This is a genomic window from Mesorhizobium sp. M7A.F.Ca.AU.002.02.1.1 (assembly GCF_003998535.1).
GTDB classification, from domain to species: domain Bacteria; phylum Pseudomonadota; class Alphaproteobacteria; order Rhizobiales; family Rhizobiaceae; genus Mesorhizobium; species Mesorhizobium ciceri.
The window spans coordinates 1-1,758 of the sequence record NZ_RZPB01001034.1; the positions used below are offsets into that span (position 1 = coordinate 1).

The following is a 1,758-nucleotide window of genomic DNA, read 5'->3' on the forward strand; positions in this document are numbered from 1 at the left end:
GTTGTCGACCGACGTGCCGGTGACACAGGCGGCGAGGATCTGCCTGGCCTTCGGGCCGCCGATCGCGGCACCTGCCCATTCGTCTGTCACCGAGGTGACGTGGACTTTCAGCTCCGGCCAGATCACGTCGAGGAAATATTCCAGATGCTGCATCACCTTGCCGGCGTTGGCCGTGGTGGTGGTCATCAGAAAATCCTGCTCGCCGAGCCGCCAGGTGGTGCCATCGTCGAAGGCGAGGCCGTCCTCGCGCAGCATCAGCCCGTAGCGGGCCTTGCCGACGGCCAGCGTCGAAAACATGTTGGTGTAGACGCGGTCGAGGAATGCGGCGGCATCAGGGCCTTGCACCGCGATCTTACCCAGTGTCGAGACATCGACGATGCCGGCGCTTTCGCGCGTCGCCTTGGCTTCGCGCACATAGGCCTGCTCGACCGTTTCGCCTGAAAGCCCATAGATCATCGGCCGGTACCAGAGGCCGGCGGAATACATCGTCGCGCCATTGGCCAGATGCCAGTCATGCATCGGCGTCAATCGTTCTGGCTTCAGGTCGCCAAAACGCTCGGCAGCCAGCGAGCCGATCGACACCGGAGCAAAGGGCGGCCGGAAGCGTGTCGTGCCGACCTCGGGGATCGGCTTGCCCAGCGCCTCGGCCATGATGGCAAGGCCAGGCACGTTGGAGCTCTTGCCCTGGTCGGTCGCCATGCCGAGCGTGGTGTAGCGCTTGAGATGCTCGACCGAGACAAAGCCTTCCCGGTGAGCCAGCCGCACGTCCTCGGCCGTTACGTCATGCTGGAAATCGACAAAGCTCTTGCCCTTGGCCCTGATCTCGAACACCGGGGCGGGGTCGGGATCGCCAGGCACTGCTTCGACGGTCGGCAGCATGGACGGTGTGCTCTGCCCGCCTGCGGCGGCGAGGCCGGCGGCGCGGCCTTCGGCGATGGCTTCGGCCGTCGAGAAGCTTCCGGTGAAGGCGCCTGCGCCGATCCAGCTCTGTGTCGGCTCTGGCGGCAGGAAAGCTTGCCGCGCGGCGTTCCATTCCGCCTTGGCGCCGGCCTGGCTGGCCAGATGGATGGTCGGCGACCAGCCGCCGGACATCAGCAGGCAATCGGCATGGATACTGCGTGCATCACCGATGAGTGCCCCATTGGCCATGTCGAAGCGCTGCAGCTTGAGGCCGGACAGCGCCTTGCCGCCTTCGGTGGCGACGACGGCATGGCCGGCAAAGATCTCTGCCTCGGCTTCCGCGGCCAGCTTGCGCATCTCCGGCGAAAGTTCCGGCCTGACATCGGCGATGGCGACGACCGCGGCGCCGGCCTTCTTCAAGGCGACAGCCGCCCGATAGGCGCTGTCATTGTTGGTGAACAACGCGATCCGCTCGCCCGGCAGCACGCCGAATTCGTTGGCATAGCGCTCGGCGGCATGCGCCAGCATCACGCCTGGCCGGTCATTGCCGGGGAAGATGAGCGGCCGCTCGAACGCACCAGTGGCCAGGACCACGGATTTGGCGCGGATCGCCCAATAGCGATGGCGCGGCTCGCCCTTGCCGGGGTGCTCCTTGTGGTCGCTGACCCGTTCGAGCGCCGCAAGCGTGTTGTTGTCGTAGTAACCCCACACCGTGGTGCGCGGCAGAAGCCGGACATTGTCGCGGCCTGCGAGCTGGGCCACGGTGCGCCGCGCCCAATCGGCGGCAGGCGCGCCATCGATCGTTTCCTCGGACCAGTTGGCCGAACCGCCGAAATGCGGCTCGAGATCGGCCAGCAT

The 1,758-nt window shown here is 66.4% G+C and carries 1 protein-coding gene; it reads right to left on the bottom strand.

Translation table 11 applies throughout. From position 1 onward, the window contains the following. The coding region (locus EN879_RS34675; RefSeq protein ID WP_348631521.1) for an FAD-dependent oxidoreductase at positions 1-1,758 on the bottom strand (1,758 nt) is incomplete at both ends.